Source organism: Mesorhizobium sp. P2_E6, from assembly GCF_056403835.1.
Genome location: NZ_JBFUEQ010000001.1, coordinates 61005 through 85099, shown reverse-complemented (window position 1 = coordinate 85099; position 24095 = coordinate 61005). Strand labels below are relative to the sequence as shown.

Annotated in this window: 25 protein-coding genes and 1 tRNA gene; 6 read left to right on the top strand and 20 right to left on the bottom strand. The window is 65.5% G+C overall.

Annotation, left to right across the window (positions count from 1 at the left end):
* Positions 1 to 228: 228 nt before the first annotated feature.
* The 6 genes from AC1D08_RS00460 to AC1D08_RS00435 form a co-directional block, all read right to left on the bottom strand.
* Complete coding sequence (locus AC1D08_RS00460) at positions 229 to 2271, bottom strand: hydantoinase/oxoprolinase N-terminal domain-containing protein (protein WP_457150894.1); 2043 nt, start codon at positions 2269 to 2271, stop codon at positions 229 to 231.
* 269 nt (positions 2272 to 2540) lie between these two features.
* The gene (locus tag AC1D08_RS00455) at positions 2541 to 3167 is read right to left on the bottom strand and encodes a CDGSH iron-sulfur domain-containing protein (RefSeq protein WP_477422339.1); all 627 of its coding nucleotides are present in this window, start codon (positions 3165 to 3167) and stop codon (positions 2541 to 2543) included.
* 169 nt (positions 3168 to 3336) lie between these two features.
* A complete protein-coding gene (locus AC1D08_RS00450; protein WP_095083724.1) occupies positions 3337 to 3708 on the bottom strand; it encodes a hypothetical protein in 372 nt (123 codons plus the stop codon).
* Positions 3709 to 3823: 115 nt separating this feature from the next.
* Positions 3824 to 4201 carry a hypothetical protein gene (locus AC1D08_RS00445; RefSeq protein WP_457150284.1) on the bottom strand — a complete coding sequence of 126 codons (378 nt, stop codon included), beginning with the start codon at positions 4199 to 4201 and terminating at the stop codon, positions 3824 to 3826.
* 28 nt (positions 4202 to 4229) lie between these two features.
* Positions 4230 to 5714 carry a pyridoxal phosphate-dependent decarboxylase family protein gene (locus AC1D08_RS00440; RefSeq protein WP_457150283.1) on the bottom strand — a complete coding sequence of 495 codons (1485 nt, stop codon included), beginning with the start codon at positions 5712 to 5714 and terminating at the stop codon, positions 4230 to 4232.
* A gap of 12 nt (positions 5715 to 5726) precedes the next feature.
* A complete protein-coding gene (locus AC1D08_RS00435; RefSeq protein ID WP_457150282.1) occupies positions 5727 to 6815 on the bottom strand; it encodes a PLP-dependent cysteine synthase family protein in 1089 nt (362 codons plus the stop codon).
* Between the two features lie 215 nt (positions 6816 to 7030).
* On the opposite strand from AC1D08_RS00435, the gene AC1D08_RS00430 reads away from it, so the two are divergent.
* From AC1D08_RS00430 to AC1D08_RS00420, 3 genes are all read left to right on the top strand, one after another.
* Complete coding sequence (locus AC1D08_RS00430) at positions 7031 to 9049, top strand: transcriptional regulator (RefSeq protein WP_457150281.1); 2019 nt, start codon at positions 7031 to 7033, stop codon at positions 9047 to 9049.
* Positions 9050 to 9166: 117 nt separating this feature from the next.
* Complete coding sequence (locus tag AC1D08_RS00425; protein ID WP_164548818.1) at positions 9167 to 9346, top strand: hypothetical protein; 180 nt, start codon at positions 9167 to 9169, stop codon at positions 9344 to 9346.
* Positions 9347 to 9443: 97 nt separating this feature from the next.
* Positions 9444 to 9617 (top strand): hypothetical protein, encoded by a 174-nt coding sequence (locus AC1D08_RS00420; RefSeq protein ID WP_457150280.1) that lies wholly within the window; start codon positions 9444 to 9446, stop codon positions 9615 to 9617.
* A gap of 93 nt (positions 9618 to 9710) precedes the next feature.
* Here the strand turns inward: AC1D08_RS00420 and AC1D08_RS00415 are convergent, their stop codons facing one another.
* The 11 genes from AC1D08_RS00415 to AC1D08_RS00365 form a co-directional block, all read right to left on the bottom strand.
* On the bottom strand, positions 9711 to 10019 hold the full coding sequence (locus AC1D08_RS00415; protein WP_457150279.1) for a UBP-type zinc finger domain-containing protein: 309 nt from the start codon (positions 10017 to 10019) through the stop codon (positions 9711 to 9713).
* Positions 10019 to 11713: an FAD-dependent oxidoreductase gene (locus AC1D08_RS00410; RefSeq protein ID WP_477422336.1), complete on the bottom strand. Its 1695-nt coding sequence runs from the start codon at positions 11711 to 11713 to the stop codon at positions 10019 to 10021. The genes AC1D08_RS00415 and AC1D08_RS00410 overlap by 1 nt, the downstream gene beginning before the upstream one ends.
* Positions 11714 to 11862: 149 nt before the next feature.
* Positions 11863 to 11947 (bottom strand) — tRNA-Leu (locus tag AC1D08_RS00405).
* 130 nt (positions 11948 to 12077) lie between these two features.
* Positions 12078 to 12698 (bottom strand): 2,3-bisphosphoglycerate-dependent phosphoglycerate mutase, encoded by a 621-nt coding sequence (locus AC1D08_RS00400; RefSeq protein ID WP_457150277.1) that lies wholly within the window; start codon positions 12696 to 12698, stop codon positions 12078 to 12080.
* Positions 12699 to 12745: 47 nt separating this feature from the next.
* The gene (gene dapB, locus AC1D08_RS00395; RefSeq protein ID WP_457150276.1) at positions 12746 to 13558 is read right to left on the bottom strand and encodes a 4-hydroxy-tetrahydrodipicolinate reductase; all 813 of its coding nucleotides are present in this window, start codon (positions 13556 to 13558) and stop codon (positions 12746 to 12748) included.
* A complete protein-coding gene (locus tag AC1D08_RS00390) occupies positions 13555 to 15414 on the bottom strand; it encodes an ABC transporter ATP-binding protein (protein WP_477224868.1) in 1860 nt (619 codons plus the stop codon). Before AC1D08_RS00390 ends, dapB begins: the two co-directional genes overlap by 4 nt.
* Positions 15415 to 15495: 81 nt before the next feature.
* Positions 15496 to 16542, bottom strand: coding sequence for a glucokinase (locus AC1D08_RS00385; RefSeq protein WP_477224867.1), 1047 nt, complete (start codon positions 16540 to 16542; stop codon positions 15496 to 15498).
* A 188-nt stretch (positions 16543 to 16730) separates the two neighbouring features.
* Positions 16731 to 17822, bottom strand: a complete 1092-nt coding sequence (gene mepA, locus AC1D08_RS00380) for a penicillin-insensitive murein endopeptidase (RefSeq protein ID WP_457150273.1) — start codon at positions 17820 to 17822, stop codon at positions 16731 to 16733.
* Positions 17823 to 17886: 64 nt separating this feature from the next.
* Complete coding sequence (locus AC1D08_RS00375; protein ID WP_457150272.1) at positions 17887 to 18789, bottom strand: SDR family oxidoreductase; 903 nt, start codon at positions 18787 to 18789, stop codon at positions 17887 to 17889.
* The gene (gene queG, locus AC1D08_RS00370) at positions 18786 to 19940 is read right to left on the bottom strand and encodes a tRNA epoxyqueuosine(34) reductase QueG (protein WP_457150271.1); all 1155 of its coding nucleotides are present in this window, start codon (positions 19938 to 19940) and stop codon (positions 18786 to 18788) included. The genes AC1D08_RS00375 and queG overlap by 4 nt, the downstream gene beginning before the upstream one ends.
* Entirely contained in the window at positions 19921 to 20613 is a 693-nt protein-coding gene (locus AC1D08_RS00365; protein ID WP_109667600.1) for a glutathione S-transferase family protein, read from the bottom strand. The genes queG and AC1D08_RS00365 overlap by 20 nt, the downstream gene beginning before the upstream one ends.
* A 160-nt stretch (positions 20614 to 20773) precedes the next feature.
* On the opposite strand from AC1D08_RS00365, the gene AC1D08_RS00360 reads away from it, so the two are divergent.
* On the top strand, positions 20774 to 21580 hold the full coding sequence (locus AC1D08_RS00360) for an undecaprenyl-diphosphate phosphatase (RefSeq protein WP_457150270.1): 807 nt from the start codon (positions 20774 to 20776) through the stop codon (positions 21578 to 21580).
* Positions 21581 to 21843: 263 nt separating this feature from the next.
* On the opposite strand, the gene AC1D08_RS00355 is transcribed toward AC1D08_RS00360, so the two are convergent.
* Together AC1D08_RS00355 and rsmI are read right to left on the bottom strand one after the other, a co-directional pair.
* The gene (locus tag AC1D08_RS00355) at positions 21844 to 22221 is read right to left on the bottom strand and encodes a YraN family protein (RefSeq protein ID WP_457150269.1); all 378 of its coding nucleotides are present in this window, start codon (positions 22219 to 22221) and stop codon (positions 21844 to 21846) included.
* The gene (rsmI, locus tag AC1D08_RS00350; protein ID WP_457150268.1) at positions 22214 to 23125 is read right to left on the bottom strand and encodes a 16S rRNA (cytidine(1402)-2'-O)-methyltransferase; all 912 of its coding nucleotides are present in this window, start codon (positions 23123 to 23125) and stop codon (positions 22214 to 22216) included. The genes AC1D08_RS00355 and rsmI overlap by 8 nt, the downstream gene beginning before the upstream one ends.
* 148 nt (positions 23126 to 23273) lie before the next feature.
* Here rsmI and AC1D08_RS00345 point away from each other — a divergent pair, with 148 nt between their 5' ends.
* Positions 23274 to 23459, top strand: a complete 186-nt coding sequence (locus AC1D08_RS00345; RefSeq protein ID WP_457150267.1) for a hypothetical protein — start codon at positions 23274 to 23276, stop codon at positions 23457 to 23459.
* A gap of 7 nt (positions 23460 to 23466) precedes the next feature.
* Positions 23467 to 23655, top strand: coding sequence for a hypothetical protein (locus tag AC1D08_RS00340; protein ID WP_457150266.1), 189 nt, complete (start codon positions 23467 to 23469; stop codon positions 23653 to 23655).
* A gap of 115 nt (positions 23656 to 23770) precedes the next feature.
* On the opposite strand, the gene AC1D08_RS00335 is transcribed toward AC1D08_RS00340, so the two are convergent.
* Positions 23771 to 24094: a low molecular weight protein tyrosine phosphatase family protein gene (locus tag AC1D08_RS00335; protein WP_457150265.1), complete on the bottom strand. Its 324-nt coding sequence runs from the start codon at positions 24092 to 24094 to the stop codon at positions 23771 to 23773.
* Position 24095: the final 1 nt, after the last annotated feature.

Genomic DNA, 24095 nt, shown 5'->3' with positions numbered 1-24095 from the left:
GGCTTCTCCAGATGAAAGGCTTTGCGGGCCTTTGGCATGTCAGGTTTGCCGGGTCAATTCAGCTTAGGGTGAAGGGCGAGCATTTACATCGCTTCATACGGCGTGCGCGATTCAGGTCAGGCCGAGTCGAAAATGGTGGTTTCCGAGAACCGGAGCGGAGCGTACTTTTGGGTACGTGAGCACCGGAAGTGCAGGACGCCGCCATTTGCAGGCCGGCCTGACCTGAATCTACACCGCAATCCTTGGCCTTCCCGAGGCCACCGCCACGACATGCGCCTCGATGAACATGCGCTGGGCTTCGACGGTCGAGACGCGGAATTCGGTCGCGACCTCGATCTCGGCACTGTCGGTGCCGGCATCCCTGGCGCGCTGGGCGACGATGGCGCGGACATCGGCCTCGGCCGCCGCGATCGCCGCCGCTTCATCGAGGAAATCGCGCACGGTTTCACCCGAGGCAAGTCGAAACAGGCCTTCCTTGGGCTGGCTGACCCGGGCCTCGGCCGAAACCCTGACCTGGCCGACGACGGCGCCGAGCGCGTTGGCGACGTCGGTGTCCTCCGGCACCACGCACTCATTGCCGATCAGCGGCGGCAGGCCGGCATAGTGCAGCGGCGCTGAAGCGCCGAGGCCGATGACAGGGCGGTCGAGCGCGACGCTTAGCCGGGCAATGCCGGGGTGAGAATCGACGGCGCGCTGCACCAGAGCATGCGCCACCGTCGACGCGCCATCGAGCCCGTCCTCGGCGAAGGCGGTTTCGAGGATGTATTCCGCCGACCAGCGTGTCAGCGTAACCAGCACGCGCTCCGAGATCACCTCCGGCGACGCGGCGATGGGCTGGCCGCGGCCGTCACGCTTGCGCGCGAACAGTTCGGCGCCGAGGCGAGCGGCGACCGGATCCCAGTTCGCCTGCTTGCCCAGCACATGGGCGGCGTCCGACGGCGTGAAGCCGGCGACATGCACCAGCCCGCGCGACACCAGCCGGTTCAAGGTCGCGTTCTGCGCGTTGGAGGTCAAAAGCCTGTCGACGGCGAGCGGCACCGCGCCAATCGCCTCGTAGAGGCGGGCTTCGGCGCCGGTCAATCCGGCGGCAAGCCGGTCCGGCACACCGGTGCGCACTGCAAAGCGGCCGTCCATGCGGCCGGGATTGGGCGCCCGCAATTGCCGTTCCAGTTCCGCGGTGACGGCGGAGCCATGGGCCATCCCCGCCAGCGCCAAGGGCACCAGGCGGCGGGGCCCGAGCAAGATTTTCGGGTTGAGCGCGCCATCCTCCAGCGCCACTTCGGAATCGCCGCCGAGGCCGAAGGTGCGCATGGCCACGGCCTCGACCATGGTGCGGAAGCCGCCGACGGTGGCGCCTTCCGGGTCGAGCCGCGGCCGGCCCTTGTCGAGCACGGCGACGTCGGTGGTGGTGCCGCCGATGTCGGAGACCATGGCATTGTCGAGCCCGGTCATGTGGCGGGCGCCGACCAGGCTAGCGGCGGGGCCGGACAGGATGGTCTCGATCGGTCGCTGGCGGGCAAACGCCGCCGACACCAGCGCACCGTCGCCGCGCACCACCATAAGGGGTGCGGCGATGTTGCGCTGCTCGAGAAAGCCTTCGGTTGCCGCCACCAGCCGGTCGATCATCGAGATCAGCCGGGCGTTGAGCAGCGTCGTCAGCGCCCGGCGCGGGCCGCCGAGCTTGGCCGACAGCTCGTGGCTTGATGTGACCGGCAGACCGGTCTTTTCGCGGATCAGCTCGCGGGTGGCGATCTCGTGCGCCGGATTGCGGGTCGCGAAATAAGCGCAAACGGCAAAGCCGGAGACCGACACGCCGAGTTCCGGCAGCGCTGCCTCGAGCCCCGACAGGTCGAGCTTGGCCGCATTGCCATGCACATCATGACCGCCGGGGCAGAACACCACCGGGTCGGTGCCGAGTGCAGCCTTCAGCCCGTCACGGGCGAGGTCGGCCTCGGAAAAGCCGATCATCACCAACGCCACGCGGCCGCCCTGGCCCTCGACCAGCGCGTTGGTAGCAAGCGTCGTCGACATCGAGACCAGCTTGATCGCGGTCGGATCGGTGCCGGCCTTCTGCAGCACCGCATCGACGGCGCCGGAAATGCCGACGGCCAGGTCATGCCGCGTGGTCAGCGCCTTGGCCTTGGCCAGCACCTTGCCCTTGTTCGGCCCCTCTTGCTTACCTTCCGTTTCAGACCACAGCACGGCGTCGGTGTAGGTGCCGCCGGTGTCGATCCCGAGGAACAGCGGCTTTGGCTTGGTCTTGGCGGTCATTTCTGATGGTCGTCCGGCTGGGTAAATTTGTTTCCCTGCCCTTAGCCGATACGGGGCGGCCGATAAAGACGCGAGCGCTGGGCCACGGTGGAGTTCGATCTCCCCCCACAAGGGGGATTGGCAGTTCCGCTAAGGTGTCGAGATTCAAGTCAGGCCGAGCCGAAAATGGTGGATTCCGAGAACCGGAGCGGACCGTTCTTTTCGTACGTGAGCACCGGAAGCGCAGGAAGCCGCCGTTTGCAGGCCGGCCTCACCTGAATATCGACACCTTAGCCGACAAACCCAACCTTCTTGTGTGTGCCATCGCAAAACGGCTTATTGGCCGAGTGGCCGCAGCGGCACAGGAACGCGACTGTCGTGCGGTCGACGGTATGGCCGGTGCCGGTGACGATCTCCATATTGCCCTCGAGCTTGAGCGGGCCGTTTTTCGTCGGAGTGACCTTGAGCGGGCCGTCGCGCATTTCCAGCGCCGGCGTGTCCTTCAGCGGCGGCTCGCCGGTGGCGACAAAACCCGATTTGTTGTGGCTGCCGTCGCAGAACGGCTTGTTTTCCGAAGCGCCGCACCGGCAGAGCGTGGCGCGATAGAACGTCTCGCCGTCGAGCACGATCTCGGCATGCACGGCCAGCGGACCGTTTTCCCGCAGGCGCACAGTGTTGACCACCGGCGGCTGTTCCTGCGGCCCGCCATCCTTCCTGATGTAGGTGATGGCGCCGGAGGGGCAGCTTTCGGCGATGGCGACGATCTTCTCGACGCTGGCCGCCTCGGGATGGATCCACTGCCCCGGCGCGTTGGGCACGAAAACATGCGGATCGCCGAGCACGCAGTTGCGCGAATGAATGCAGCGCTTGCCCGAGAACCCGACGTCAATCTTGTCGCTTTCGACCATACCGGCCATGGCTACGCTCCTGTTGCCTGAAGCGCGTCGCATCCAGACGGACAGACGCGGCGCGCTTTGGGTATTTGTGCAGGCAATGTTTTAACGCAATTCCCGTCGGAACCGCTTCACACTTTTTCTGGAATTGCTCTACGGCTCCAGCAGGAAAACCGTCAAGCTGGCAAACCGGTCAGGGGACCAGATCGATTTCCTCGGTCTCGCCGCCGCTGCAGGTATAGCAACAGTCCTCGCATTTTTCCTTGTTGCCGGGGCCGACGCCCCAATAGGTCTCCTCGTCGCCGTCGACCCAGGCGCCGTAACAGATCGATTCCCCTTCGTTGCAGGATATCGGCAAGGACTTGGTCTCGCCGTCATTGAGGTAGAAATCCTGGTTGTTGCCCGGCCAGACATAGTCGCGGTCCTGGCTGTAAAGCTCGAGGCGCATGGCATTGGGATGGCTGTTCTTGATGGCAAAGGTAACGTCGCCGGCATGTGCCGACGGCACGACCAGCATGACGAGAGACAGCGCGGCCAGCGTGCGGCGCGCGTAGGCATGAAACATGGTAACCCCCTGGAAAGACACGGCCTACCCGGCCGCGGGGCGACCATGGCACGCCGTGCGTGGCCGCTAAAGGGACGATTGCAACAATTCCGGACTGATTTTGGGGATATCGGAACTAAGGTACCAGATCGATCGTCTCGGTCGTGTGTTCCACGCAGATGAAGCAGCAGGTGTCGCAGGGCTGGTCGTTGTCCGGACCGACGCCGGCGGAGATGCTGTCGTTGCCGTTAACCCAGGCGCCGTAGCAGATGTGTTCGCCCTGATTGCAGGAGAGCGGCACCGATTTCTGCGAGGCGGGGTCGATCAGGAATACCTGATCGCTGCCCGGCCAGACCGTTTCGCGGTCGCGGCTGAACAGCTCGACCGCAACCGCTTCCTTGCGCAGGTTCTTGACGAAGAAGGCCATCTCGGCTGCCTCGGACGACGTGGTGAAGACCAAGGCAGCAAATGCAGCCATGCGAAACAGCGTCACGGTCTCGATCTCCCGAATCATGGCGCCAGAATCGCATGCCTGCCGGGAACTAGAAAGACGCAGGGTGCTCCGCCGCGATCTGCCGCCCCAGCCTCGTCACTTGACGCACCAGAAGGTCGAGATCCTCGCGCCGGGTGCGGTGGTTGGTGATCGCCACCCGCAGCCAGTGCTGGCCATGTACGGTGGTGTCGGAGAGTGCTGCAATGCCCTCTTCCTGCAGCCGCAGCATGATTTCGGTGTTGAGCGCCTTCGGCGCCTCGCCGGCGAGGCCCGGCTGATAGCGGAAGCAAACGATGTTGATGGTCGGCAGTGCTGCCAGCTCCAGTTCCGGCTCGGCCTCGATCAGCCCGGCGAGGTAACGCGCCTGCGCAATGTTCTGGTCGATCAGGCGTCCGAACTTGTCGGCGCCATGCTCCTTCAGCGCCATCCACACCTTGAGCGCGCGAAAGCCGCGCGACGTCTGCAGGCCGTAGTCGTGCAGCCATTCGCCGGAGGCAAGACCGCGCGGGGTCGATTCCAGGTATTCCGGCGTCACCGCGAAGGTCTTGCGATGTGCGACGGCGTCCCTGACCAGGGCGCAGCCGACCTCGAATGGCGCGTGCAGCCATTTGTGCGGATCGAGCGCGACCGAATCGGCCCATTCGATGCCGGCGACGCGATGGGCATTTTCGGGTGCAATGGCGATCAGCGCGCCGATGCAGCCGTCGACATGGAACCAGAGGTCTTCCTCATGCGCCAGTTTGGCTAGCGCCCGCAGATCATCGATCGCCCCGGTGTTGACCGTGCCGGCCGTGCCGATGACGCAGGCCGGCTTGAATCCGGCCGCGCGGTCCTCGGCGATCGCTGCGCGCAAGGCAGCGATATCGATGCGCAGGCCGGCATCGGTCGGGATGCGGCGCAGCGCCCGGTTGCCGAGGCCGAGCGCTTCCATCGCCTTGCGGTGGCAGGAGTGGATCTGGTCCGAGCCATAGAAGCGCAACGGCTTCTCGATGGCGGCAACGCCATGCTCGCGCACGTCTATGCCGGCCTTGACGTTGCGCGCCACGGTCAGCCCGATGATGTTGGCCATCGAGCCGCCGCTGACCAGCGTGCCGCCGGCGGAAGCCGGAAAACCCAGGATCTGCTTGCACCAGTTGACCACCTGGCTGTCCATCAGCCCGGCGGCGTGGTTGCCGCCGCCGAGATTGGAACCCTGGATTGCCGCCAAAAAATCGCCGAGCGCGCCAGCAAAATTGCTCGACCCCATGTACCAGGACCAGAAGCGCGGATGGATGTTGCCCATTGGATAGGACATCACAGTCCGGGAGACCTCGTCATAGACAGCGGCGAGTGGCGCCGGCGATCGCGGCAGGGGTGCCGCGAAGACATCTCTCACATCCGCCGGCATCTCCCGCCAGACGGGGCGGTCGCGCACGTCGCGCAGATAATCGACCGCATCGTCGATGACCCGGTGCGACAGGGCCTGCACATCGGCCCAGTCCTGAGGATCAAGCGTTTCCTCGGTCATGCCAAGGGTTTCCTGCACCATGTCCATGATGGGTCTCCGTCAAGCCGCCGGGAACTGGCAGCCGGGCGTCGAGCGCGACAGGGCGATCTCGTCGGCATCCATCTCGGCCTCGATTCCGTCGAACAGCGGCGTCGACATGTAGCGTTCGCCAGTGTCGGGCAGCATGCACAGGATCACCGCGCCGGCCGGCGCCCGTTCGGCGACCTGCCGCGCCACCGCGAAGGTGGCGCCGCCGGAAATGCCGGTGAAGATGCCTTCCTGGCGCGCCAGCGCCTTGGCCCATTTGATGCCCTCGGGCCCGGCAACCGGCATCACCTCGTCATAGAGGCTGGCGTCGATCGCTTCCTGCAGCACATTGGGGATGAAGTCCGGCGTCCAGCCCTGGATCGGGTGTGGCTCGAAGGCCGGGTGGGTGGCGGCGGGAGCGCCGTCAGCAGCGCGCTGCTGTGCCTTGCCGCTACCGATGAGCTGCGCGTTGGCCGGCTCAGAGAGCACGATGCGTGTCTCCGGCCGTTCCCGCCGCAGCACGCGTGCCACGCCGACGACCGTGCCGCCGGTGCCATAGCCGGTGACGAAGCCGTCGAGCCGCGAACCGGCAAAATCATTGATGATCTCGCGCGCCGTGGTCGCCTCGTGGATGGCGGCATTGGCCGCCGTCTCGAACTGGCGGGCGAGGAACCAGCCATTGGCCTCAGCCAGTTCCACCGCCTTCTTGTACATGCCAAAGCCCTTCTCGGCGCGCGGCGTCAGCACCACCTTGGCGCCCAGCATGCGCATCAGTTTGCGGCGCTCGACGGAAAAGCTGTCGGCCATGGTGACGACCAGCGGATAGCCCTTCTGCGCGCAGACCATGGCCAGCCCGATGCCGGTGTTGCCACTGGTCGCCTCGACCACCGTCTGGCCCGGCTTCAGCGCGCCGCTGCGCTCGCCCGCCTCGATGATGTTGAGCGCCAGGCGGTCCTTCACCGAGGCGCCCGGGTTGAAGAATTCTGCCTTCACATAGATCGTTGCGTGGGCCGGTCCGAGATTGTTGATACGCACCGCCGGCGTGTCGCCGACGGTGTCGAGAATGCTGTCGAACAGGTGTCCGCGCCCGGCGGTGGTCCTGATTTTCTGCTGCTGCAACATCTTTTTATCTCCTCGATCGTTTGCCATCACAAGCCGGTTACAAACCGGCGGGTTGGGCGGCGAGGTTTCGAGACCTGGCCGCGCTAGGACAGACATGCCGGCATTGCGGCAATGGCGGCATCCGGCACGGAAATACGCCGCCGGATGCGCTTTGTCGGTTTCGGTGATACAGCAAGGGCCGACAGGCCAGCGTGGGAGCAGGCGTGGAAACGCACGTGGAATCCACTCGAACGAGACTGGACGGCCAAGCGACCGGCCTGTCTGTGCGCCTGCTTGGAACGCTGACGATCTCCCGCAACGGCGTTGCGGTGGCGCTGCCGGCCTCACGCAAGTTGCGCGCGTTGTTTGCCTATCTGGCGCTGGCGCCGCACGCCGTCGGCCGCAGTCGCCTGTGCGAGCTGTTGTGGGACGTGCCCAACGACCCCCGCGGCGAGCTGCGCTGGTGCCTCAGCAAACTGCGCGGCGCGCTCGACGAGCCGGACAGGCGCCGTGTCTCCACGCAAGGCGACACGGTCGCGCTTGACCTCAGCGATTGCCTGGTCGATGCGCTGGAGGTCAGCCACGCTGCGGAGCAAGGGATCGGCACCCTCGACGCGGAGCGGCTAGGGGCGCTGGCCAAACTGTTTGCCGGCGATTTCCTCGACGGGCTGGAGCTCGAACGCAGCCCGCATTTCAACAGTTGGCTGGTCGCCCAACGCCGCCGTTTTCACTCATGCCAAGTCGCCGTGCTGGAGCATCTTGTCGCAAACCATCAGGCTGACACACCGGATGTGTCGGCGCATCTCGACAAATGGGTCGAGCTGGCGCCGTTCGACACGCGCGCGCATCTGGCGTTGCTGGCCAATCTGGCGGAACGCGGTGAGATCGGCGCGGCCGAGCAGCATCTGGCGGCCGCAGAACAGTTATTTCAGTCGGAGGCGATCGATTTCGGACCGGTCAATGCCGCCTGGCGGGCGATGCGTGAGCAACGGCCAGCCGTCTTGCAGCTGCCGGCCGGCCTGTCCGCGGTATCGCAATTGGTCGCCGCACCCGGCCATACCGGGCCGGTCGAGCCGAGCCACGCGTCGCTGGCCGTCATGCCGTTTGTCGAGGAAACCGGTGGCGCGCGCGGCGGGCTTGCCGACGGTTTTACCCACGACATCATCACACGCCTGGCGAAGCTCAGGGATTTCTTCGTCATCGCGCGCGGATCGGTGTTTGCGCTGGCCGAGAAGAACATCGCACCCGAGGATGCCGGCCGCCGGCTGAATGTCGACTATGTCGCCACCGGCACGGTGCGCAGCCCGCCCGGCCGCCTCATCGTCAGCGTCGAACTCATCGAGGTGCGCACCGCCAGGATCGTCTGGGCCGAGACGTTCGAGCGCCGGTCCGACGACATCTTCGGCTTGCTCGACGATATCGGCAACAGCATCGTCTCGTCGATCTCGGCCGAGATCGAAACGGTCGAGCGCAACCGCGCCATGCTCAAGGCGCCCAATTCGCTCAACGCCTGGGAGGCCTATCATCGCGGCCTCTGGCACATGTACCGCTTCACCCAGGTCGAAAACGAGCAGGCGCGGCATTTCTTCGACATGGCCCTGCGGCTCGATCCGACCTTTGCCCGCGCCTATGCCGGCCTGTCCTTCACGCATTGGCAGAACGCCTTCCAGCGCTGGGGCGACCGCGACAGGGAAAGCGCGCTGGCCTTCGAGAGCGCCGGCCACAGCCTGTTGGTCGACGACCACAATCCGGCCGCGCATTGGGCGATGGGCCGGGCGCTGTGGCTGCGCGGCGAACAGGACGGTTCGCTGCTCGAATTGGAACGGGCGGTGGACCTCAGCCCAAACTTCGCCCTTGGCCATTACGCGCTGTCCTTCGTCCACTCGCAGTCGGGCGACCCGCAGGCGGCGATCGGCTCGTCCGACCATTCGCGCCATCTCAGCCCGTTCGACCCGCTGCTGTTCGGCATGCTGGGGGCGCGGGCGATGGCGCATGTCCGGCTCGGCCAGTTCGAGGAGGCGGCCGAATGGGCGCTGAAGGCAGCGGCACGACCCAACGCCCACGCCATCATCCTGGCGATCGCCGCGCACTGCCTGGCGCTGGCGGGCCGGCTCGACGAGGCGCAGGGCTTTGCCGCCGCCATCCGCAAGACCTTGCCGAACTATTCAAGCGACGATTTCATCGGCACCTTTCGCTTCGAGCCGGATGCTGCGGCACTGTTCCGGCAAGGCGCCAGACGCCTCGGGCTGAGCTGAAGCCGGGGATCACGACCAGGAACTTCGCCTCAATTCCGCCGGGTTAACAAAGTCGGAAGGAGTTGCTTAACCGTTCCCGGCTATGTCACGCCCGGGGGGTCTGACAAAGTGAGTATGATGAGCAACAGCCCCGACAAGCGCAACGAATGGCGCGCCATCTTTTACGTGCAAGCCCGCGTTGCCATCCTGTTCGTGCCGGTTGTGGCCAGCCTGCTGATCATAGCCGCGCTTGCCGGCAACGAACGCAAATCCGTTCCCAGCACGATCGATCCGACCGTCACCGGCTCCGTGCGATAAGGCGGCCGCTGGCTGTTGCCCTCTCGGCGAGAGCGCCGTCTTTGGCTGGGAACGCTATGCTGCGTCGAACATTGTGTTTCCAGCGATGGAGGACATGATGACGAGAGCCCTCGACGTGAATGAGAACACCGCGCAAGATCCCAAGCGCCCGCCGCAACCGCAGACCGATGACGACCTGAAGAAAAAGAAGGTTGAAGGAATAGCCTTCCAGGTGAACGAGAACAGCGTGGACAACAAGGAGCCCGCGTCTGCATCGCCAAAGCGAGACTGAGCGCGAAATCCGGTCCCCTGACGGTCAGGCAAAAGCCCGGGAGAACCGGGCTTTTCTCTTTGGGGCTCTAGCCCCTCTTCGCCCGGCGCTGGCTCAATAGAATCGCGGGATCGGACCGTTCTGGGGCGTCGTGCGGTCGCCGAGGTCGAGAAAGGCCTCGTCTATGTAGCACCAACCCCAGCCTTCCGGTGGATCATAGCCCTCGATGATCGGATGGCGGGTGGCGTGAAAATGCTTGGTGGCGTGACGGTTGGGCGAGTCGTCGCAGCAGCCGACATGGCCGCAGGTGCGGCATAGCCGCAGATGCACCCATTGCGAACCGCTCTTCAGGCATTCCTCGCAGCCGAGCGCGCTCGGCGTCACGTCCTTGATATCAGCCGCATGTCTGCATTCATCCGCCATCACACTCTCCCGATCAATTGAGGCGCGACGGCGTGGCTGCCGTCTTGCGCTAGATAGGCGTGCAACGCCGCCACCACCTGGGCACCCTCGCCGACGGCGGCTGCGACGCGCTTGACCGAGCCGGAGCGGACGTCGCCGATGGCAAACACCCCGCTGCGGCTCGTCTCCATCACCCCATGCGCCGATTCCAGGTCGGATCCGGTGCGCACGAAACCGTTGGCATCCAGGGCCACGTTGCAGTGCGCCAGCCAGTCCGTATTCGGGTCGGCGCCGATGAACAGGAAGAGATGGCGGATTGGGCGCGTCGTTTCCACACCGCTGGCGCGGTTGCGCCACCGCACGGTGGCAAGATTGCCTTCGTCGCCTTCCAGCGCCTCGACCTCGGTCCCGGTCAGCACCTCGATGTTCGGCTGCGCCTTGATGCGCTCGACCAGATAGCGCGACATGCTGGCATCGAGACTACCGCCGCGCGCCAGCAGCGCCACCTTGTGCACGTGGCTGGCCAGGTAGACAGCCGCCTGTCCGGCCGAATTGCCGGCACCGACCAGCGCCACCTCCTGGCCCTGGCAAAGCCGCGCTTCGATCGGCGAGGCCCAATAATGCACGCACGTCCCCTCGAACTGCGCCAGATTGGCGACGTCGAGGCGGCGGTAGCGCGCACCGCTGGCGATCACCACGGTGCGTGTGCGCACGGTCTCGCCATCGCCGACATCAAGCGTGTAACGGGCACCGTCGGTCCCAGCGCTCAACAGCTTCGCCTCGTCTGGTATCACCATTTCAACGCCGAATTTCTGCGCCTGGTTGTAGGCGCGCGCCATCAGCGCCATGCCCGAAATACCGGTCGGGAAACCGAGATAGTTCTCGATGCGCGAGGAGGCGCCCGCCTGCCCGCCGAAGGCCCGGCAATCGAGGACGATGGTCGACAGACCTTCGGACGCCGCATAAACGGCCGCCGCCAGCCCCGCCGGCCCGGCGCCGACGATGGCGACGTCGTATAGTTTGTCGGCATCGATCGGCCGCAGCAGGCCGATGCAGCGGGCGAGGTCCTTCTCGCCGGGATTGAGCAGCAGCCGGCCGCTCGGACACAGCACGATCGGCAGATGGTGGAGGTCGACATCGAAGCGCTCGACCAGGGTTTTGGCGCAGGGGTCGCTGTCGGAATCGAGCACGCGGTGCGGCTGGCCGCTGCGGGCCAGGAATCCCTGCAGCCGCAAGACGTCGGCATTGCCGACGGGTCCGATGATGATCGGCCCGCTGGTTGCGCTTTCCAGCAGCCCGACACGGCGCAGGATCAGCGCCCGCATGATGCGCTCGCCGAGATTGGCCTCCTGCACCATCAGGTCGCGCAGCCTCTGCGAGGCGATGACGAACGCCTTCACCGGCTCGGCCGCCTGCGCATCCACCAGCGACGGACGGGCAGAAAGCTGGGCCAGTTCGCCGACGAAGCTGCCCGGACCATGCGTCACGATCGTTTCGCGACGGCCGAGCCCGCTATCCTGGATGATGTCGACCTTGCCCGACAGGACGACGATCAGGCCGGGCGCTACATCGCCGGCCGTGACGATGCGCTCGCCGGCGGCATAGTCGCTGGCCTCGCCGAACCGGCGCATGCGGTCGATGTCGGTGTCAGCCAGCGTTGGGAACGCCTGATCGCGACGGGCGCCGAAGATCGGATTGGTGGTCGATTGAGACATGGTTTCGACCGTACCGAAGCGGCGGCGCAGTTTGAAGCGGTTTGTTCAGCGCCTAGCCGAGAGGAGAGGTTGGCGGCAAAGAAAAAGCCCGGACGAACCGGGCTTTTTCTTTGGGTTTCTGAACCGTCGAATGGTTCGAAACGGGAATTTGGTGCCCAGAAGAGGACTCGAACCTCCACTCCTTGCGGAACACGGACCTGAACCGTGCGCGTCTACCAATTCCGCCATCTGGGCTGGTGCGGGCTCATGTAAGCGGGCAAGCGATGTGTGTCAACGCGCTTTTTTCAAAGCATGATCCCGAAAAGTGGGAACCGGTTTTCGGAAGCGATCATGCCCAATCAAGAAAGGCTTGCCGCTTGCCGGCTCAGCTCTCCAGCACTTCCTTGGAAGCCACCGTGGAATCGGCGTTGAGCGTGTAGATGACCGGCACGCCGGTGCCGAGCTCCAGCTTGACGATCTCCTCGCCGGACTTGCCGTCCAGCGCCATGATCAGCGCGCGCAGCGAGTTGCCGTGGGCGGCGACCAGCACGGTGCCGCCGCGCAGCACGTGCGGCTGCAAATCGTGCAGGTAGTAGGGCCAGACGCGGGCACCGGTGTCCTTCAGGCTTTCGCCGGCGGGCGGCGGCACGTCGTAGGAGCGGCGCCAGACATGCACCTGCTCCTCGCCCCATTTCTTGCGGGCATCGTCCTTGTTGAGGCCGGACAGGTCGCCATAGTCGCGCTCGTTGAGGGCCTGGTCGCGGATGGTTGTCAGATCGCTCTGGCCGACCGCGTCGAGAATGTGCTGGCAGGTCTTTTGCGCCCGGACCAGCGCCGAGGTGAAGGCGATGTCGAACTTCAGGCCGCGCGCCTTGAGTTTCTGGCCGGCGGCCTTGGCCTCGGCGTGACCCAGCTCGGTCAGGTCGACGTCGCGCCATCCGGTGAACAGGTTCTTCAGGTTCCATTCGCTCTGGCCGTGGCGCACGAGCACGAGGGTTCTCGACATGTTTGCTCCTTCAAATTGCCAGATAGGCAGGTTGGCAGATTGGCCGCTCAGCTGAGGCCGAGCACGTCCCGCATCGAATAAAGTCCCGGCTTGCGGCCGCGCGCCCATAGCGCCGCCTTGACGGCGCCGCGGGCGAAGATGGCGCGGTCCTCGGCGTGGTGGGACAGGGTGATGCGCTCGCCGGTGCCGGCCAACATCACGCTGTGGTCGCCGACCACCGAGCCGCCGCGCATCGAGGCAAAGCCGATCGAGCCGGTCTTGCGTACGCCGGTGTGGCCGTCGCGGACGCGCACATCGTTGCCGGCGAGCGCGATGCCGCGCCCGGCGGCGGCGGCCTCGCCGAGCAGCAGCGCCGTGCCCGACGGTGCGTCGACCTTGTGCTTGTGGTGCATTTCGAGGATCTCGATGTCGAAATCGTCGGCGTCGAGCGCTCGTGCCGCCTGTTCGACCAGCACCGCCAGAAGATTGACGCCGAGGCTCATATTGCCCGACTTGACGATCGTCGCGTGGCGCGCCCCCGCCGCGATCTTGGCGTCATCGTCGGCCGAGCAGCCCGTGGTGCCGATGACATGGGCGATGCGCGCCTGCGCCGCGTAGCCGGCGAATTCGACGCTCGATGCCGGCGTGGTGAAATCGAGCACACCGTCGGCCCTGGCGAAGACCGGCAGCGGATCGTCGCCGATCGGCACGTCGATGCGGCCGACGCCTGCAAGTTCGCCGGCATCCTTGCCCAGATAGGGTGAGCCGGCACGCTCGACGGCGCCGATCACGCGGACGCCGGGAATGGTGTGGATGGCGCGGATCAGCGTCTGCCCCATGCGGCCGGCAGCACCCACCACGACCAGGCCCATATCGCTCATGAAGGTCTCCCGACCGCCTTTTTCGCGCGGCTGCGCGGCGACGGAGTTTGGATTGGCTTGGCGTCGTCGACAAGCCCCAGCCCCTTTTTGCCCTGTACCCGGTGGAAGCGGGCATAGACGCTGTGCGGGTCGGCCATCAGCGAGGCATGCGTTCCCTGTTCGACCAGATGGCCCTGTTCCAGCACGATGATGTGGTCGGCATTGACCACCGTCGACAGCCGGTGTGCGATGACGATGGTGGTGCGCCCTTCCATGACCTGGATCAGCGCTTCCTGGACCCGCGCCTCGGCCTCGTTGTCGAGCGCCGACGTCGCCTCGTCGAGCAGAAGGATCGGCGCCTGCCGCACGATGGCGCGGGCGATCGACACGCGCTGGCGCTGGCCGCCCGACAAGGTCACGCCGTTTTCGCCGACGGGCGTGTCGTAGCCCTGCGGCTGCTGGCGGATGAAGCCGTCGGCCTCGGCCTGCAGCGCGGCCTGTTCGATTTCGGCGTTGGTGGCATTCAACCGGCCATAGCGGATGTTGTCGCGGATGGTGCCTTCGAACAGATAGGGCTGCTGCGAGACATAGGCGATGGAGCTGCGCAGCGAGTGCTTGGTGACCTTGGAAATGTCCTGGCCGTCGATCTCGATCGTTCCCGCCTCGACGTCGTAGAAGCGCTGCAGCAGCGCCACCAGCGTCGTCTTGCCGGCGCCGGAGGCGCCGACGATGGCGGTCATCTTGCCGGCTGCGGCGACGAAGCTCAGGTCCTGCAGCACCGGCGCCTCCTCGACGTAGCGGAAGGACACGTTGTTGAAGCGCACTTCGCCGGTGGTGAACCTGGCCTCGGCGGCTCCCGGCGTGTCGCCTTGCTGCGGCTCGAGATCGAGAAGTTCGTAGATCATGCGCGCATTGACCAGCGCGCGTTCCATGCCGACTTGCATGCGCGCCAGCCGCCGTGCCGGATCATAGGCGAGCAACAGCGCGGTGATGAAGGAAAAGACCGCACCCGGCGGCTGTCCAAGAACGATCGCCCGGTAGCCGGAATAGGCGATGACACCGGTGACGGCAAGGCCGGCCAGCATGTCGGAGATCGGCGCCAGCCGTTCCGAGACGCGGGCGATCTTGTTTCCCCGCTGCTCGGCGCTGTCGGCGAGCGCGCCGATGCGGCGCGACAGCTCCTCTTCCATGGTGAAGGCCTTGACGATGGCAATGCCTTGCGTGGCCTCCTGCACGGCGCCGATCAGCCGAGAATTGATCTGCACCGATTCGCGGGTGATGCGGCGCACCCGGCGCATCAGATAGGTGACAGTCCAGATCAGCGGCGGTCCGATCAGCAGGGAGCTCAGGGAGAGAACGGGATCCTGGTAGATCATGACCCCAAGAAGGCCGAGCAACGTCACGCCATCGCGTGCGATCGACGTGAGCGTCATCGACAGGAGGTCGCGGATGCCGTTGACGTTCTCGTTCATCTGGGCAGCCAGCCGGCCCGAACGCGTGTCGCTGAAAAAGCCGACGCCGAGCTTCATCAGATGGTCGAAGAGGCGTTTCTGGTAGCGCGCCACCAGATTGTTGCCGACCTTGGCCAGCGTCACCGCCTGGCCGTAACCGGCGAAACCGCGCACGAGGAAGGCCGCCATGATGGCGGCGCAAATCCACACGATCAGATCGCCGCGTCGTTCATAGAATATCGAGTTGACGACGGGGCTCATGACCCAGGCGGTGAAGGCGGTCGTCGCGGACACCGCGATCAGGCAGGCAGCGGCAAAAGCATAGGACCAGCGGTAATCACGGCCGTTTTCAGCGATAATGCGGCGGAGCACCGCCGTGACCGCACGGGGCGTGACTTTCGGCTTGTTGGGTATCTGAAATGTCAAATCGGAGCGCTTCACAGGTTCCTGCTTCCCGTGGCCGGGTTGCGATTCGGCACTTCTCTTAGCGCCAAGGGGCCGGCTTGCCTATGCCTTGGGGTGACTAACTTCGTCGCGCCAGCGGCGGTCCGCGGTCTGGACCCCGAACAGCGACGGGTTTCTGGCATAGGCGGCAAGGCCCAAAAGCGCTGCCAGCGGGTGGGTGATCACATAGACCGGCATGGTGCGCATGAGCGCGCTGTGCGGCGCCTTGTCCTCGAAGGCAGCACGGAAATTGCCGGCCTTCAGTGCCGGCACGATCTTCTGCGCGATGCCGCCGGTGAGGAACACGCCGCCGCGGCTCATGAACACCAGCGCAAGATCGCCGGCGGTGCGCCCGAGGCAGGTGACGAAGGTCTCCACCGCCTCTTCGGCAACCGGATCGGTCTTGGCCAGTGCCGCGGCGGTGACTTCCGCCGGCGTGGTGAAGGGGGCAGGCTTGCCGTCCGCCTTGGCCACCGCCCGGTAGACGTTGACGAGGCCGCGTCCGCACAGGATCTGCTCGCCCGAAATGCGGCCCTCGAGCTTCTCGATATGCGGGAAAACCTCGAAATCGCGCGGCGTGCGCGGACCGATGTCCATATGGCCGCCCTCGCCCGGCACCGGTATCCAGTGGCGAAGCGCATAGACCAGCCCGGCAACGCCGAGCCCGGTTCCGGGGCCGAGCACGACGCGCCCGGCATTTGGCTCCGGCGTGCCGCCGCCGATCTTTTCCATGTGCTCCTCGCCGAGCGCGACGACGGCCAGCGCCTGCGCCTCGAAATCATTGAGCACGACGATGTCGCTCAAGCCGAGGCTGGCGAACATCTGCCTGGGCTTGACGATCCACGGGCAGTTGGTGAGCTCGATCTCGTCGCCGTCGACCGGGCCGGCCACCGCCAGCACCGCCGAATTGGGGCGGACCGACGAGCGGTCGAGCACGGCCGCCTGGATCGCCTCGTCGATGGTGTTGTAATTGGCGGTCTGGACGATGGTCGGCTCGCCGGCCTCCGAATTGGCGTCGAGCACGATCGAGAAGCGCGCATTGGTGCCGCCAATGTCGCCGATCAGGATCGGAAACCGCAACAAAGTATCGTCATCGCCCGTGCTTGGCATGCTCTCGTCCGTCCCCGGCGCCCACGACGGCGTAGCGCCGTTCTCCCGTTGACTAGCGCATGAGTTTGAAAAGGGAAACGGTTTTCGAGGCCGCTGTCACGGTGAGACAGGTTCTGCGGCCAAACGGCCACTATTTCGCAAAAACGGCCCGGCTAAACCGGTTCAACCCTGGATAAAAGCTGCAGCGGTCAGTTTCCCGGCCGTGGCCGCGGCAGCGGGATGCCGATCTCGGGGGTCTCGGTGAAAGCATTCACCGAGGCCGGCAAGCTGGCCGCACCACTGGTAGTGGCGGCGGGCAGCGAAGGCGCTTCGAGCTCGGGCGCCGCGGCCGCGACCGGCACAGCGCCGCCATTATAGGTTGCCGCCTCGGCAGACGCCGGCCCCGGCGCGTCGAGCACGGCGCGGCATTCCTTCGGCAAGTTCGCCATCGTCATCAGGTCACGAGCCTTCGGCGCATCCGGGTTCTTGTTGGGCCGCCAGGGCTCCTGCGTGAACCACCAGGCGAGCGGCTTGCCGCAGCCGTCATCGGCCGGCGTCGCTTCCTGCGCCTTGCAGTTGGGCGAGCCCGGCTGGCAGCCGATGCGCATGTGGAAATGGTAGTCGTGGCCCCAGAACGGCCTGATCTTGCGCAACCAGTCACGATCGCCCTTGACGGTGTCGCAGAGCTTTTTCTTGATGCCGGGATTGACCAGGATGCGTTCGACCTCGGGATAGCTCGCAGCACGCTTCAAAAGCCTCGTATGTGCCGGCGTCCACAAGGCGTCCTTCACCAGATGGGTCTTCTCGTCGACCATCAAAGTGGCGCTGATGCTCTCGCGTTGCGCCATCGACAGCGGAGAGCTGGGCATCGGCGTCAGCCAGATGTCGGCATCGAGGCCGATCTGGTGCGAGGCGTGGCCAGTCATCATCGGGCCGCCGCGCGGCTGCGAAATGTCGCCGATCAGCAGGCCCGGCCAACCATCGGCCGCGGCGTCGCGCGACAGTTTCTCGATCACCGCGATCATCGCCGGATGGCCCCAGCGACGGTTGCGCGACGGCCGCATCACCTCCCAGGTCGGGCCATCCACGGGAATGGCGACGCCGCCGGCAAAACAGCCCTTGGAATAGAAGCCAATGGATTGCGCTGCGGTCGCCGCCGGCAGCTTCTTGGCGCCGAACAGATCCTTCGCCCGTTCCTCGGCCGCTGCCGGCTGCGCGGCGAGCCCGGCCAGCGCGAACAGGCCGAGCGCTGTGGCCAGCAGTGATTTCCTGCCGAGAGATCGCCGCGTCGCTGTTTTCATGAAACCCGATCCCCACCGCAATCCAAGGCCGAATCATAGCACGCTACGCGCGCCGCTTCGATGATTAGCGCTTCATCGGGCTGCGCGGCTCGCCATCGCGCCAATCGCCGCTGGCCCACATATGGTCGAAGGCGGCGCGGTAATCCGGAAAACGCAGGGAATAACCCGCCGCCTTGATCGCCGCGTTGGCGACACGCTTGTTCTCGCCATAGAAGGAGCGCGCCATGGGCGAAAGTTGGGCGGCGTCGAAGGGAATTTCGGGCGGCGGTGTGATGCCCATCAGCGCCGCGGCATAGGCGACGACATCCTGTGGCGGCGCGGGCAAGTCGTCGGTGACATTGAAGATGCCGCCGAGATCGCGTTCCGCCAAATGCCAGAGCGCGCCGGCAATGTCATCGCAATGGATGCGGTTGAACACCTGGTCCGGCTTGACCAGCCGCCTTGCGGTGCCGTTTTCCAGATTGACCAGGGCGTTGCGGCCGGGCCCGTAAATGCCCGACAGGCGCAGGATCGCCACCGGCCGACCGATGTCGCGGCCCAATTCCAGCCAGTCCTGTTCGGCAGCCACCCGCATCACCGAGCGCTTCGACACCGGCCGGCACTCGGCCGTTTCATCGACCCAGGCGCCGTCATAATTGCCGTAGACACCGACGGTCGAGAGATAGCCGATCCATGCGAGCGCCGGCATCCCGGCCACGATCGCCGCGCGGGCGGCATTCAGCACGGGATCACCCGCCTCTTCCGGGCCGACCGAGATCAACAGATGTGTTGTCTTTCCCAGCGCATCGGCGATTTCGCCGGTCATCGCGCTGTCGAACAGCAGCGGTACGATGCCGGCCTGCCGCAGCGTCTCGAGTTTATCCGGCGAACGCGTCGTCCCGAAGATCCTGCCGGCACCCTTGTTGGCGCGCGCAAAAGCCTGGCCGGAATAGCCGGCGCCGAAGATGAAGATCTGCTTTTCGCTCATGAATGCATCCTGGTTGGCCGCGCCAGACGCCATTCGTCGCACACGGCCTTGTCGTCCTCGGTTTTCAGGCCGATAGCTGCCCGTTCGGAATATTCGGCATCGGGCACCAGCCGCGCCAGCGCCCATATTGCCGCGCCCCGCACCAGCGGCGAGCCATCCGCCAGCAGTGCACGCACTGCACCGGCGAGCTCGGCATCGCCGGAATTGCCGGCGGCGATCAGCACGTTGCGGACAAAACGATCGCGGCCGACGCGTTTTATCGGCGATCCGGAGAAGAAGGCGCGGAAGGCCGTGTCGTCGAGTTGCAACAGCTGGCCAAGCGGCGGCTCGCGCAAATCGTCGCGCGCGGCAAGCTTTGCCTCTGAAGCCGCCCGGGCGAACTTGTTCCACGGGCAAGCGGCGAGGCAGTCGTCGCAGCCATAGATGCGGTTGCCGATCTTTTCGCGGAATTCATGCGGGATCGGCCCCTTGTTCTCGATGGTGAGATAGGAGATGCAGCGCCGCGCATCGAGGCGGTAGGGTGCCGGGAAGGCGTCGGTCGGGCAGGCGTCGAGGCAGGCGCGGCAGGAACCGCAATGGTCGATCTCGGCCCGGTCGGGCACGAGTTCGGCAGTCGTGAAGATGGTGCCGAGGAACAGCCAGGAGCCGTGCTCGCGGCTGACCAGGTTGGTGTGCTTGCCTTGCCAGCCGAGCCCGGCGGCCTCGGCCAGTGGCTTTTCCATCACCGGTGCCGTGTCGACGAACACCTTCACGTCGCCGCCGGCGCGCGCCACGAGCTTGCCGGCGATTTCCTTCAGCCGGCCCTTCATCACCTCGTGATAGTCGCGGTTCTGCGCGTAGACCGAGATGGCGCCACGGTCGTGCTTGGCCAGCACCTCGCGCGGATCATGGTCGGGACCGTAATTCATCGCCAGCACGATGATCGAGCGCACCTGCGGCCACAGTGCCGTCGGTTCGCTGCGGCGCTCAAGCGTCTCGGCGATCCAGCCCATCGAACCGTGAAAGCCGTCGGCGACGAATTCGGCCAGGCGCGCAGGCGCGAGCGGGATCGCATCGGGTGTGGTAACGGCGACGGCATCGAAGCCGGCGCGATGCGCCTCTGCGTCGATCAGCGCGCGCAGTTTTGCGGCGTCAGAAGTCGAGGTCCGCATAATGCGACACCGGCGACAGGCCGCGCACCCGGTCGGTCAAAAGCGGCCGGAAGGACGGCCGCGACTTCACCCGCGTGTACCATTCGCGCGCCGCGGCGTGCTCGCGCCAGTCGATCTCGCCGAGATAATCGAGCACCGACAGCGTCGCGGCGGCCGCGAGATCGGCATAGGTGACCCTGCTGCCGGCCAGCCAATGGCGGGTGCCGGCGAGCCAGTTGGTGTATTTCATGTGCTGGCGGATGTTGGCGCGTGCGGCGCGGATTGCGCCAGAATCGGGCGAGCCGCCACCCGCCGTTTCCGGCATCACCGGCTTCAGCACGCGTTCACGCACCAGATGGCGGGTGACCTCGCTTTCGGCCTTGTTGAGATACCAGTCGATCAGCCGGCGGATTTCGGCGCGCTGCATCGGGTCCTCGGCGAACAGCCGCTTGTCGCGCTTCAAGACGCCGCGCGTCTCATCGAGATATTCCGATATGACGGTTGCGCCGACGATCGGCACGTCGCCTTCGGCCAGAAGGATCGGCAGCGTGCCGGCCGGGTTCAGCGCCAAAAACTCCTTGCGCCGCGTCCACGGCTTTTCCTCGATCAAGGCCAGCTCCTCGCCATACTCGCCGAAAGCGAGGCGGACGAAGCGACAGGTGGCGAACATGGGGTGGTGGAAAAGCGTCAGCATGGTTCCGCGATGATAAAGCGCACTGGCGAATCGCCGGTCGCACCGGTAAGTCTTGGCCGCCCGCCTAGCGGGCCGTCAGGGTGTTGCGACCTATAGGGGGACTTGCAGGCCATGACAAGCAAGCCGTTCTGTTAGCCGTCACGCCAATGCCGAGGTAGCCATGGAAAGCCAGACCATCGTCGAAGCCCTGCTGCTCGGCCTGCTGGAGGGACTGACCGAGTTCATCCCGGTCTCGTCGACCGGTCATATCCTGCTCGCCGGCCATTTCCTCGGCTTCCATTCGACCGGCAAGGCCTTCGAGATCTTGATCCAGCTCGGCGCCATCCTGGCGATCCTGAGCGTCTATTTCCGCCGACTGTGGCAAATGCTGCTCGACCTGCCGCATGACCGGCTGACACGACATTTCGTCATCGGCATCCTGATCGCCTTCCTGCCGGCGGCGATCATCGGCGCGCTGGCGCATGATTTCATCAAGACAGTGCTGTTCGAATCGCCAAGGCTGATCTGCATCATGCTGATCATCGGCGGCGTCGTGCTGCTGGCGGTGGACCGCATGAACCTCAAGCCGGTCTACCGCGACGTTGAGCGCTTCCCAACCCGGCTTTACCTGCAGATCGGGCTTTTCCAGTGCCTGTCGCTGATCCCCGGCACGTCGCGCTCGGGGTCGACGATCGTCGGCGCGCTGCTCTTGGGCGTCGACAAGCGGGCGGCGGCGGAGTTCTCCTTCTTCCTCGCCATCCCGACGATGGTCGGCGCCTTTGCCTTCGACCTGTTCAAGAACCGCAACGTGCTGAGCAGCGCCGACCTGCCGATCATCGCCATCGGCTTTGTCGCCGCCTTCGTCACGGCGCTCATCGTCGTGCGCTTCCTGCTCGATTACGTCTCGCGCAACGGCTACTCGCTGTTCGGCTGGTGGCGGCTGGTGGTCGGTGGCGTCGGGCTGGTGGCGTTGATGATCTGGGGTTGAGCTACGGCAATCGCTTCGGTTGGAGTTCTCATCTCACCGGCCGTCACCACTGCCCCTCACCTGCCTGCCGGCATCCTCTCCCCGTATAGGGACGGGGAGAGGGGCGTTCTCATCGATGGTTTCGCCAATCGCCAGCGTTGCAAAAAAAGGGAGCCGGCGTTGCGGCCATCTCCCTTCTCCCGTCCCTATAAGGGGAGAAGGTGCCGGTAGGCGGATGAGGGGCGGCGCCAACTTCGGCAACGGGTCGTCTTCAGAAACCTGCTCTAATTCCTTCCATAAAACGCATTCTCCACATGCACCGGCCAGCGCCAGGGCAGCACCGCGACCATGTCGAAGCGCATCGACAGCCTGCCATAGTCGGACTGGCGCGACAGCCAGATGTCGGCCGCCGCCTCGATGCGGCGCTCCGATTCATGACCGATCGCCTCCATGGCTTCGATCAGCGTGCGGCGTGCCTTGACCTCGACGAACAGGACGAGATCGCCGCGCCGCGCGATCAGGTCGATCTCGCCGAAACGGGTGCGGTGGCGGCGCGCCAGAATCCGGTAGCCCTTGAGCATCAGCGCTGCCGCCGCCAGCCATTCGCCGCGATGGCCGCGCCGATAGGCTTTTTGGCGGCTTGCGCTCGGGCGCTCAGCCACCACTCTCTCCGGCAGCATCCCTGAGCTCGAGCAGCCGCCGATAGAGCGCCTGTTTCTGGCCGCCGGTCATTTTCGCCGCTTCCGCCGCAGCCTTGGAGGCCGGCATTTCGGCTGCGAGCGACAAAAGCAGGCGGTCGATGTCTTCAGGCTCGTCGGCCCTGGCCTCGGCGGGACCGACGCAGACGACGATCTCGCCCTTCGGCGTATCGGCCGCCGCATAGTGGTCGGCCAGCACTTGCAGCGTGCCGGTGCGCATCTCCTCGAACGTCTTGGTCAGCTCGCGGCCAATCGCGGCCTTTCGGTTGCCGCCGAGGGCCTCGACCATGGCGCCGAGGGATTCGGCCAGCCGGCGCGGCGATTCGAAGAAGATCAGCGTCGCCGGCACGGCCTTCAGGGCTTCGAGCCGCGTCAGCCGCTGCCCAGCCTTCACCGGCAGGAAGCCGGCGAACAGGAAGGCGTCCGACGGCAGGCCAGATGCGGTCAGCGCGGCAAGCGGCGCCGACGGGCCGGGGATCGGCACGACGCGAATGCCATAGTCGAGCGCCTCGCCGACCAGCCGGTAGCCGGGATCGGAGACCAGCGGCGTGCCGGCATCGGAAATCAGCGCCACGCTCTGTCCGGCCTGGAGTGCCGCGATCAGTTTTGGTCCGGCCTCGCCGGCATTGTGCTCATGATAGGCCGTTGTGCGGCGGCGGATGCCGTAGCGGTCGAGCAGCACGCGCGACACCCGCGTGTCTTCGCAGGCGACGATGTCGGCGGCGGCCAGCGTTTCCAGCGCACGCAGCGTGATGTCGGCGAGATTGCCGATCGGCGTCGCCACCAGATAGAGCGCCGCCTCGAGCGGCCGGGCCGCGATCTCGGTCTGCCCGACCACATAGCTGCGCTTGCTCGTCTCGCCGGTCACCGATGCATCTCCGTTCAAACCCTGTTTGGCACGGCTGACGCCGGCTTGCAAAAGCTGACGCCGGGTCCGCCTGCCATTCCTTTGCCACAGTAGGGAACGAAACCGGGTTCGGCAGATTTACCCCCTGATTCCCGAGGAGGAGGACAGGATGGACAGCCTAAAAATACAGGACGCTTTCGAACCCTACTATGCCGGCCGCAAACGCGTTGCCGCGGCCAAGGACAAGTGCCTGCCTGCCAAGACCGACACCAGCCTGACCAAGCGGACCACGAGCGCCTTGCCGACGAATGTCAGGCTTTCCGACAACAAACCAGACAGCACGACGGAGCACTGACCGAACGATGCCCAATCGCTTCGATATCTTCATCACCCGTCTTGAAACGAAAAACGCCCGTAACGGCGTGCCGCTATCCCAAGTAGGTGACCAGCATCGCGCCCGCCGCGACAAGGACGACGCCAAGCCGGTCCGCTCCGGAGACTCGCACGCCGAGAAGGACCGCGCCAAACACCGCCACAAGCACGACGCCTAGCGCAGAGGTTGTGACGGTTCAGAATTCTGCCGTCGCATTCCTCGCCAACGATCGCGGCATGGATCCGGGTCAAGCGCGAGGCTGACAAAGCGTAGTTGCAAATGCTCGGCCTCATTCAGCCGAGATATCGCGGGACCTTCGCCTCGAGAAGCTGGACCAACACCGGGTCCATGAATTCATAGTCATCGGGGATGTCGAGGCAGATGACACGGGCCTTCTTCAGGCTGGCCTTGAATTTCTTCTGCAATTTGGCGCGGTGCGCCTTTTCCATGACAAAGATGATATCGGCCCAGGCGACGAGCTCATGCGTCAGCGGCGTTTCCGCGTCGTGGTTTGTTCCGGCCGACTCAACCTCGATATCGCTGCGCTTGGAAAACACCTGCTCGGCGGTCGGGCTGCGCAAGCGGTTCTGGCTGCAGACGAAGAGCACGTTCTTCAAG

Bases quoted from the DNA above. Each gene is read 5' to 3' on its own strand.
- AC1D08_RS00415 (WP_457150279.1), bottom strand. From the start codon at position 10,019: ATGGCGGATGAATGCAGACATGCGGCTGATATCAAGGACGTGACGCCG.
- dapB (WP_457150276.1), bottom strand. From the start codon at position 13,558: ATGAGCGATATGGGCCTGGTCGTGGTGGGTGCTGCCGGCCGCATGGGG.
- AC1D08_RS00425 (WP_164548818.1), top strand. From the start codon at position 9,167: ATGAGCAACAGCCCCGACAAGCGCAACGAATGGCGCGCCATCTTTTAC.
- AC1D08_RS00345 (WP_457150267.1), top strand. From the start codon at position 23,274: ATGGACAGCCTAAAAATACAGGACGCTTTCGAACCCTACTATGCCGGC.
- AC1D08_RS00365 (WP_109667600.1), bottom strand. From the start codon at position 20,613: ATGCTGACGCTTTTCCACCACCCCATGTTCGCCACCTGTCGCTTCGTC.
- AC1D08_RS00460 (WP_457150894.1), bottom strand. From the start codon at position 2,271: ATGACCGCCAAGACCAAGCCAAAGCCGCTGTTCCTCGGGATCGACACC.
- AC1D08_RS00440 (WP_457150283.1), bottom strand. From the start codon at position 5,714: ATGGACATGGTGCAGGAAACCCTTGGCATGACCGAGGAAACGCTTGAT.
- AC1D08_RS00385 (WP_477224867.1), bottom strand. From the start codon at position 16,542: ATGCCAAGCACGGGCGATGACGATACTTTGTTGCGGTTTCCGATCCTG.
- AC1D08_RS00360 (WP_457150270.1), top strand. From the start codon at position 20,774: ATGGAAAGCCAGACCATCGTCGAAGCCCTGCTGCTCGGCCTGCTGGAG.
- AC1D08_RS00340 (WP_457150266.1), top strand. From the start codon at position 23,467: ATGCCCAATCGCTTCGATATCTTCATCACCCGTCTTGAAACGAAAAAC.
- queG (WP_457150271.1), bottom strand. From the start codon at position 19,940: ATGCGGACCTCGACTTCTGACGCCGCAAAACTGCGCGCGCTGATCGAC.
- AC1D08_RS00455 (WP_477422339.1), bottom strand. From the start codon at position 3,167: ATGGCCGGTATGGTCGAAAGCGACAAGATTGACGTCGGGTTCTCGGGC.
- AC1D08_RS00435 (WP_457150282.1), bottom strand. From the start codon at position 6,815: ATGTTGCAGCAGCAGAAAATCAGGACCACCGCCGGGCGCGGACACCTG.
- AC1D08_RS00420 (WP_457150280.1), top strand. From the start codon at position 9,444: ATGACGAGAGCCCTCGACGTGAATGAGAACACCGCGCAAGATCCCAAG.
- AC1D08_RS00375 (WP_457150272.1), bottom strand. From the start codon at position 18,789: ATGAGCGAAAAGCAGATCTTCATCTTCGGCGCCGGCTATTCCGGCCAG.
- AC1D08_RS00400 (WP_457150277.1), bottom strand. From the start codon at position 12,698: ATGTCGAGAACCCTCGTGCTCGTGCGCCACGGCCAGAGCGAATGGAAC.
- AC1D08_RS00450 (WP_095083724.1), bottom strand. From the start codon at position 3,708: ATGTTTCATGCCTACGCGCGCCGCACGCTGGCCGCGCTGTCTCTCGTC.
- mepA (WP_457150273.1), bottom strand. From the start codon at position 17,822: ATGAAAACAGCGACGCGGCGATCTCTCGGCAGGAAATCACTGCTGGCC.
- AC1D08_RS00410 (WP_477422336.1), bottom strand. From the start codon at position 11,713: ATGTCTCAATCGACCACCAATCCGATCTTCGGCGCCCGTCGCGATCAG.
- AC1D08_RS00445 (WP_457150284.1), bottom strand. From the start codon at position 4,201: ATGATTCGGGAGATCGAGACCGTGACGCTGTTTCGCATGGCTGCATTT.